The organism is Rhodobaculum claviforme (assembly GCF_016653255.1).
GTDB lineage: Bacteria > Pseudomonadota > Alphaproteobacteria > Rhodobacterales > Rhodobacteraceae > Rhodobaculum > Rhodobaculum claviforme.
Map to the genome: position 1 here is coordinate 1 of NZ_NHSD01000163.1, position 7,553 is coordinate 7,553.

Below are 7,553 nucleotides of genomic sequence, written 5' to 3' on the forward strand. Positions count from 1 at the left end.
GTGCGGGGATGTCGGGGGTGTCGGCGACGCTCGACAGCATGTCCTCGGGCAGGGCCAGCACCACCGGGCCGGGCCGGCCGGAGGTCGCGACATGGAACGCGCGGCTGACGTATTCGGGGATGCGCTCGATCTGGTCGATCTCGGCCACCCATTTGGCGATGGGGCCGAAGAAGGCGCGGTAGTCGACCTCCTGGAAGGCCTCGCGGTCGCGGTGGGCGCGCTCGATCTGGCCCACGAACAGCACCATGGGGGTCGAATCCTGGCGCGCGATATGCACCCCGGCCGAGGCGTTGGTGGCGCCCGGGCCGCGCGTGACGAAGGCCACGCCGGGGCGGCCCGACAGCTTGGCTGTCGCCTCGGCCATCATCGCGGCGCCGCCTTCGTGGCGGCACACGACATTGTCGATGCCCACGTCCAGCAGCCCGTCCAGCGCCGCGAGGAAGCTCTCGCCCGGGACGGAGAACACCCGCTCCACCCCCTGAAGGCCGAGTTGATCGGCAAGTATCCGGCCGCCGTGGCGCATTGTGCCCTCCCGCTTTGCATGACGGCCGCACCCTGCGCCAGCGCACAGGCAGGCGCAAGGCACGCAGGGCCGTTGCGGGTTGGCGTGGCCCTGCGAATGGCTAGGTAATGCCGCAACCGATCACCTTGAGGGAGAACTTCGATGTCTGACCTGAAGCTCGTGGGCCTGTGCGGATCGCTGCGCAGCGCCTCCACCAACCGGACGCTGATGCGGTTCGCCGCCACGCGCTTTGGCGCACCGCTGATCGAGGGCGACCTGCGGCTGCCGCTTTATGACGGCGATCTGGAGGATGCCCACGGCATCCCCGCCGAGGTCGAGGCGCTGGCAGCACGGATCCGCGACGCCGATGCGGTGATCCTGGGCTGTCCGGAATACAATGGCGGCGTCACCGGCGTGATGAAGAACGCGCTGGACTGGTTGAGCCGGGTCAAGACGCCGGTGTGGCGCGACAAGCCGGTTGCGATCCTGTCGGCGGCCGCCGGGCGCGCGGGCGGGGCGCGGGCGCAATACGCGCTGCGGCTGAACCTGGTGGCGTTCCGCCCGGCGCTGGTGCCGGGCCCGGAGGTGCTGGTGGGCGCGTCCTACGAGGCGTTCGACGCCGATGGCGCGCCCAGGGAGGCCGCCGCCGTGGCACTGGTGGACGAGGTCATGGCGCAGCTGCGCACGGCCGCCCAGCAGCGCCGCGCCAAGCGCGCCGCCGCCTGAGGGCTCACGCCTGCAGGATCACGGGGGCGCGTCCGTCGCGTCCCCGGCCTGCACTTCGGCTTCGGCTTCGGCCAGCGCCTCGCGGGCGGCCTCCAGTTCGGCGGCGAGGAAGCGCTCGAAGGCGTCGAGCTCCACCGGCTCCACCTGACCGAAGGCTTGCAGCCAGACGCTGACCTCGCGCAGGGCGTCGGGCTCCAGCTTGCACCAGATCACGCGGCCGCGCCGTTCGCGGCTGATCAGGCCCGCCGCCGCCAGCACGCCCAGATGCTTGGACACCCCCGCAAGCGAAATCGGCAACGGCTCGGCCACGTCGGTCACGGCCATGTCGTCCTCCAGCAGCATCGCCAGGATCGCGCGCCGCGTCGGATCGGCCAGCGCCGCGAAGATCTGGTCGATGCGCCCGCTCACCGCGCGTCCTTTCCGCTGCCGTGTCCGGGTCGCTTAAGGTGCGTTTGCGGGGTCGGTCAACCACGCGGTTGAATGTGGGCACCGCCGCAGCGGACGCCGCAGCGCGGCATCCCCGCGTGCCCCGGAAATGCTTTTCCGTTCAAAACCAAAAGGTTGCGCACGCGGTTCGGCGCCCCCAACGCGCTTGACTCGTCGCGCCCCCTTCCCTATCACCGCCGCAACTGTCCGGGGGCATGTCAGACCATGGGCGATCACAGCGAGCAGGAGCGGCTGCGCCGTCTCGGTGAGCGGATCGCGCGGATGAAGGGGGAGGTCGACCCCCCGTCCGAGTCCCACAAGGACGCGCACAGCCAGGGCCAGATGGCTTGGCGCATGGTGTCGGAGCTGGTGGCGGGCCTTCTGGTGGGGTTCGGCATGGGCTATGGCCTCGACGCGCTGTTCGGCACGCAGCCGTGGCTGTTGCTGCTGTTCACGGCGCTGGGATTTGCCGCCGGCGTGCAGGGAGTGATGCGGACCGCGCAAGGCATGCAGCGGACGCTGGAGGCGGAGGCCCGCGCGGCCGCCGCAGGAAAAACCCCGGTGCAGGGCGCCGGAAAACCGGCGGGCAGCGCGCCCGCGACGGAACAGCGAGGGGACACGCGACGTGGCTGACGGGTCGGGATTCAACATCAAGCCGATGGACCAGTTCCTCGTGAAGCCGCTGTTCGGCGGTGACGCGGTGCACTGGTACACCCCCACCAACGTGACCCTGTGGATGGGGCTGGCGGTGGTCGCGGTGTCGCTGCTGCTGGTCTACACAACGCGCGGCCGGGCGATCATTCCGAACCGCGGCCAGTCGGTGGCCGAGCTGACCTACGGCTTCATCTACAAGATGGTCGAGGACGTGGCCGGGCGCGACGCGGTGCGGTTCTTTCCCTACATCATGACGCTGTTCCTGTTCATCATGTTCGCCAACGTGCTGGGCCTGATCCCCTTCGCCTTCACCCCCACGGCGCATTTCGCGGTGACGGGCGTCATGGCGCTGGCGGTGTTCATCTCGGTCACGGCGCTGGGGCTGATCCTGCACGGCACCGCGTTCCTGCGGCTGTTCTGGATCGATGCGGCGCCGCTGGCGCTGCGCCCGGTGCTGGCGATCATCGAGCTGATTTCCTACTTCATGCGCCCGGTCAGCCATTCCATCCGTCTTGCCGGTGCGATGATGGCCGGCCACGCGGTGGCCAAGGTGTTCGCGGGCTTTGCCGGCGCGCTGGGCGTGGGCGCGGTGGTGCCCATCGTTGCCATGACTGCGCTGTACGGGCTGGAGCTGCTGGTCGCGCTCATCCAGGCCTATGTGTTCACCGTTCTGACCTGCGTCTATCTCAAGGACGCGCTGCATCCGCATCATTGATCCGGGGCTCTCCGGATCTCTGTCCCGCCCTTTCCAAATACACAGGAGTACACCATGGAAGGCGATCTCGCTCTGCTCGGCAAATACATCGGCGTCGGCCTGACCACCATCGGCATGGGTGGCGCCGCCATCGGTGTGGGCAACATCGCGGGCAACTACCTCTCGGGCGCCCTGCGCAACCCCTCGGCCGCGGCCGGTCAGACCGCTTTCCTGTTCATCGGCATCGCGTTCGCCGAAGCGCTGGGGATCTTCTCGTTCCTCGTCGCGCTTCTGCTGATGTTCGCTGTCTGAACGTCCTTGCTGAGCGGTGTCGCCGGGGGAAGACTCCCCCGGCGCCGCCATGTCCAGCGGCGTGACAGGAGGCCGGCATGAACCCGGAGACCGGACAGACCGTGGCGGCCGATCAGGCCGTGGGGATGCCCCAACTCGACTTTTCCACCTTTCCCAACCAGATCTTCTGGCTGGTCGTCGCCCTCGTGGCGATCTGGCTGATCCTGACGCGGGTCGCCCTGCCGCGCATCGGCGCGGTCCTGGCCGAGCGACGCGGCGCGATCACCAACGACATCGCCCGGGCCGAGGCCCTGAAACTCCAGGCCGAGGAAGCTGGCGCCGCCTATGACAAGGCGCTTGCCGATGCGCGTGCCAAGGCACAGCGCATCATCGAGAAGACCAAGGCCGAGATGCAGGAGCAACTCGACATCGCGCTGCAGAAGGCCGACGCCGAGATCGCCGCCAAGACCGCCGAGTCCGAGCGTCGTCTTGCCGCCATCCGCGACAGCGCCAGCGCCGCCGTGGAGGAAGTCGCCCGCGAAACCGCGCGCGACGTGCTGGCGGCCTTTGGCGCCAAGGCCGACGCAACCACCGTCGATGCCGCCGTGGCCTCGCGGATCAAGGAGGGCGCGGCATGAAGCGTCTGATCATCCTTCCCGCCCTTCTGGGTGCGGGCCCTGCGCTGGCGGCGGCGGGGGACTATCCGTTCCTGTCTCTCTACAACACCGACATCGTGGTGTTGCTGGCGTTCCTGCTGTTCATCGGCATTCTGGTCTACTTCAAGGTGCCCGGCAAGGTCACCGGGTTCCTCGACGCGCGGACCGAGCAGATCCGCAACGACCTCGACGAGGCCCGGCGCCTGCGGGAGGAGGCCCAGCAACTGGTCGCCGGCTACGAGCGCAAGCTGCGCGAGGTCAAGGAGCAGGCCGACCGCATCGTCACCCGCGCCACCCAGGAGGCGAAGGACGCCGCCGAACAGGCGCGGCGGGACATGGACGCGCAGGTCGCGCGCCGCCTCGCCGCCGCGGAGGAGCAGCTCGCCGCCTCCGAGGCCGAAGCGATCCGCAGTGTGCGCAACCGCGCCGTGGCCGTCGCCGTGGCCGCCGCCACCGAGGTGCTCGCCCAGCAGATGAGCGGCGCCGAGGCCGCGAAGTCCATCGACGCCGGCATCGCCGAGGTCGAGGCCCGGCTGCACTGACGCCCCGGCATCGCAAACCGGACGGGCGCCCCTTGCGGGCGCCCGTTCGCGTTTGTCGCGGGTCCGCTCAGGGTTTGGCAAGCTGCGTCGCATAGACCGATTGCCAGACGGGAGCGAATCGACCTAACTCGACAGGGCTGACGGGGGATCAACATCCCGCATGCCACACAGCAATGGATGAGGCAGACCATGCGCAAGATCCTGATCGCCGCGGCGCTCGCCGCCGTCACCATGCCACTCGCGCCCGCCACCCTCGAAGCCCGCGCCATCGAGGGGGCGTGCAACCGCTCCGACCGGGCGGGGGCCTCACGCGCGCTGTGCGCCTGTGTCCAGCAGGTGGCCAACCAGCATCTGACCCGCGCCGACCAGCGCCAGGCCGCGCGTTTCTTCAGCGACCCGGACCGGGCCCAGGCCACGCGGGTGTCGCGCAGCGACCGCGACCGCGCCTTCTGGCAGCGCTATCGCGCCTTTGCCGACGCCGCCGAGGGGCGCTGCCGCTGAGGCGATGCGGATCGTCATCCTGACCGGCGCGGGGGTGTCGGCCGAAAGCGGCCTCGGCACCTTTCGGGATGTGGGCGGGGTCTGGGACCAGTACGACCTTGCCCGCGTCGCCACGCCCGAGGGGTTTGCCCGGGATCGTGCCCTTGTGCACGCGTTCTACAACGAGCGCCGCGCCAACATGCGGGCGGCCCGTCCGAACGCGGCGCACCACGCGCTGGCACGGCTGCAACAGGCGCGCCCCGGGGCCGTGACCCTCGTGACCCAGAACATCGACGACCTGCACCTGCGGGCCGGCAGCCCCGAGGTCATCGCCATGCATGGCGCGCTCGATCAGGCGCTCTGTGCCGCCTGCGGCCACCGGTGGCCCGCGCCGGCGGTGATGGGGCCCGACGACCCCTGCCCCGCCTGCGGCGCCCCCGAGACCCGCCCCGATGTGGTCTGGTTCGGCGAAATGCCGTACCACATGGAGCGGGTCGACAGGGCACTGGCAGGCGCTGATCTGTTCGTTGCCATCGGCACATCCGGCGCGGTCTATCCCGCCGCGGGCTTCGTGGCCGAGGCCGCCGCCCACGGTGCCGGGACGCTGGAAATCAACCTCGCCCCGTCGGATGTGGCCGATGCCTTTGACCGCCACCATTTCGGCCCCGCGACACAGACCGTCCCCGCCTGGGTGGCCACGCTGATCGACTGACGCCGCCGTGCCATGGCGGGCGCCCTGCCACGGCAAGGCCGGGGCGCCGCACGCGGGGGGCTCGATGCCCCCCGGGGGCGGCTCAGCCCACCCCTTGCGTGCGCAGGAACGCCGTGATCGCCGCCGCCGTCGTCTCCGGGGCTTCCTCGTGCATCAGGTGGCCATGGGCCGGGTCGTCGATCCAGCGCGCCGCACGCATCCGCGCCGCCGCCCGCGCCGAGGTCTGCGGCGGCACCGCCGTGTCCCGCCCCCCCGTCAGCAGCAGCACCGGCACCGCCACCCGCTCCAGTCCCGCCAGCAGCGGGTCCAGGTTCCACTGCGCCATCATCGCCAGCGTGCCGTCCACATGCCCCCGGTCCGCCAGCAACGCCCGGTAGAGCGCGAGCCCCCCCGCATCCAGCTGCGACCCGGTGGAGCGGATCAAGGCCCGCACGCTCGCCTCGCTCGACGCCGTGCGGGAAAACAGCGCCGCACTCAGCGGGTTGGTCGCCAGGGCGCGCGCCATCAGCGGGAACAACCAGCCCGCCATCCCGCGGAACTTGCCCAGCGCCGCGTTCAACCCCACGACCGCGCGCGGCGGCTCCGGCAGCACCTCGGCCAGGCGCAGCGCCAGCGCGCCTCCGGCGGAGTGGCCAACGATGGCCTGCGGCGCGATCCCCTCCTGCGCCAGCAGGGCCGCGATGTCCTCGGCCATGCCATCGAGACCCAGCCGCAACCGGTTCCCCGCGCGCGAAAACCCCTGCCCCGGCAGGTCCAGCGCCACGACGCGGTAGCCCTGCGCCAGCGCGGGCATCAGGTCGCGCCAGCTGTGCGTGGCCCCGCCCGCACCGTGCAGAAGCAGCACGACCGGCCCCGCGCCCAACTCCTGCAGGTGCCAGACATGCGGGCGGGCTGTCACGAAGCGACTCGCGCCCCGGTTCGGCCAATCGCCGCCCTGCCGCGCCCAGTCCACGCCTCAGCCCTCCAGGCTTGCCGCGACGGCGGCCGACAGCCGTCCCGCATCGGCGCGCGGCAGTGCCAGGTAGGGCCCCGCCATCTCGGCCGCGAGCTTGCGCAGCGCAGGCTCGGGGCGCGCGCCCATGTCGATGACGATGGCCGGCACGCCCTGCGCCCGCAGCGCGCGGGCCATGGCGGCGGCATCCTCGGCCGCGCGCGCGCGATTCGGCGCCCCGTCCAGCGCGATGTTCGCCCGCCCGTCGGTCAGCAGCGCCACGGTCGGCGTCATCCCCCGCCCCCGCGCCTGCAACGCCACCTGCAACGCCGCGCGCAAGCCCGCCGCCAGCGGTGTTCCGCCGCCGCCCGGCAGCGCCGCGAGCCGCCGCTTGGTCTGCACCAGGCTGCGGGTGGGCGGCAGCAGCAGCTCCGCCTCGGTGCCGCGAAACGCCACCAGCGCCACATGGTCGCGGCGGGCATAGGCTTCGGCCAGCAGCAGCTCCACCGCGCCCTTGGCCTCGGCCAGCCGCGAGAACGCGGCCGAGCCGGAGGCGTCCACGGCAAAGATCAGCAGCCGGTCGGATTTCTCCTCGAAGCGGCGCAGGCGGATATCGCCCATGCGGATGTGCAGCGGCCGGTCGGGCTGCGCGGCGCTGGCGCGGCGCATCGGCTGCCAGGGGGCTGCGTTGCGCAGCGTGGCCACCAGATCGACGCGCGCCTCGCCCGAGGGGCGGCCGGGGCGCGACGGCAGCGGCTTGCCGCGCCGGTTGCCCTTGCGCGCGCCGCCCGCGCCGGACCCGGACGCGGTGCGCGCGGCCTTCATCAGCCCCATCTGTTCCAGCAGGTCCGCCGGCAGCAGGGCCTTGGCGGCCTCCAGCAGGATCTCCTGGGGGATTTCGGCGGGGCTGTCCTCGGTGTCGCCGTCGTCCTGCGACTC

12 protein-coding genes are annotated in these 7,553 nt (G+C 71.6%); 8 read left to right on the forward strand and 4 right to left on the reverse strand.

Features of this window, described 5'->3' with window-relative positions; translation table 11 throughout:
* A partial coding sequence (locus CCR87_RS05340; RefSeq protein ID WP_274609748.1) for a thiamine pyrophosphate-binding protein occupies positions 1–523 on the reverse strand: 523 nt, incomplete at its 3' end.
* 141 nt (positions 524–664) lie between these two features.
* Between CCR87_RS05340 and CCR87_RS05345 the strand changes: the two genes are divergently transcribed.
* On the forward strand, positions 665–1,228 hold the full coding sequence (locus CCR87_RS05345) for an NADPH-dependent FMN reductase (protein ID WP_201156529.1): 564 nt from the start codon (positions 665–667) through the stop codon (positions 1,226–1,228).
* 18 nt (positions 1,229–1,246) lie between these two features.
* Here the strand turns inward: CCR87_RS05345 and CCR87_RS05350 are convergent, their stop codons facing one another.
* Positions 1,247–1,636 carry a metalloregulator ArsR/SmtB family transcription factor gene (locus CCR87_RS05350; RefSeq protein WP_201156530.1) on the reverse strand — a complete coding sequence of 130 codons (390 nt, stop codon included), beginning with the start codon at positions 1,634–1,636 and terminating at the stop codon, positions 1,247–1,249.
* Positions 1,637–1,879: 243 nt separating this feature from the next.
* On the opposite strand from CCR87_RS05350, the gene CCR87_RS05355 reads away from it, so the two are divergent.
* The 7 genes from CCR87_RS05355 (at position 1,880) to CCR87_RS05385 (ending at position 5,683) form a co-directional block, all read left to right on the forward strand.
* The gene (locus CCR87_RS05355; protein WP_201156531.1) at positions 1,880–2,287 is read left to right on the forward strand and encodes an AtpZ/AtpI family protein; all 408 of its coding nucleotides are present in this window, start codon (positions 1,880–1,882) and stop codon (positions 2,285–2,287) included.
* Between the two features lie 25 nt (positions 2,288–2,312).
* Positions 2,313–3,023 (forward strand): F0F1 ATP synthase subunit A, encoded by a 711-nt coding sequence (locus CCR87_RS05360; protein ID WP_201156539.1) that lies wholly within the window; start codon positions 2,313–2,315, stop codon positions 3,021–3,023.
* Between the two features lie 54 nt (positions 3,024–3,077).
* Positions 3,078–3,314 carry a F0F1 ATP synthase subunit C gene (locus CCR87_RS05365; RefSeq protein WP_201156532.1) on the forward strand — a complete coding sequence of 79 codons (237 nt, stop codon included), beginning with the start codon at positions 3,078–3,080 and terminating at the stop codon, positions 3,312–3,314.
* A gap of 77 nt (positions 3,315–3,391) precedes the next feature.
* Positions 3,392–3,931, forward strand: coding sequence for a F0F1 ATP synthase subunit B' (locus CCR87_RS05370; RefSeq protein ID WP_201156533.1), 540 nt, complete (start codon positions 3,392–3,394; stop codon positions 3,929–3,931).
* Entirely contained in the window at positions 3,928–4,491 is a 564-nt protein-coding gene (locus CCR87_RS05375; RefSeq protein WP_201156534.1) for a F0F1 ATP synthase subunit B, read from the forward strand. The genes CCR87_RS05370 and CCR87_RS05375 overlap by 4 nt, the downstream gene beginning before the upstream one ends.
* Before the next feature lie 189 nt (positions 4,492–4,680).
* Positions 4,681–4,992 (forward strand): hypothetical protein, encoded by a 312-nt coding sequence (locus CCR87_RS05380; RefSeq protein WP_242511870.1) that lies wholly within the window; start codon positions 4,681–4,683, stop codon positions 4,990–4,992.
* Between the two features lie 4 nt (positions 4,993–4,996).
* Positions 4,997–5,683 carry an NAD-dependent deacylase gene (locus tag CCR87_RS05385; RefSeq protein WP_201156536.1) on the forward strand — a complete coding sequence of 229 codons (687 nt, stop codon included), beginning with the start codon at positions 4,997–4,999 and terminating at the stop codon, positions 5,681–5,683.
* Between the two features lie 82 nt (positions 5,684–5,765).
* On the opposite strand, the gene bchO is transcribed toward CCR87_RS05385, so the two are convergent.
* Entirely contained in the window at positions 5,766–6,635 is an 870-nt protein-coding gene (bchO, locus tag CCR87_RS05390; protein ID WP_201156537.1) for an alpha/beta fold hydrolase BchO, read from the reverse strand.
* Between the two features lie 3 nt (positions 6,636–6,638).
* Positions 6,639–7,553, reverse strand: a 915-nt coding sequence (locus tag CCR87_RS05395) for a VWA domain-containing protein (RefSeq protein ID WP_201156538.1), incomplete at its 5' end; no start/stop codon positions are given.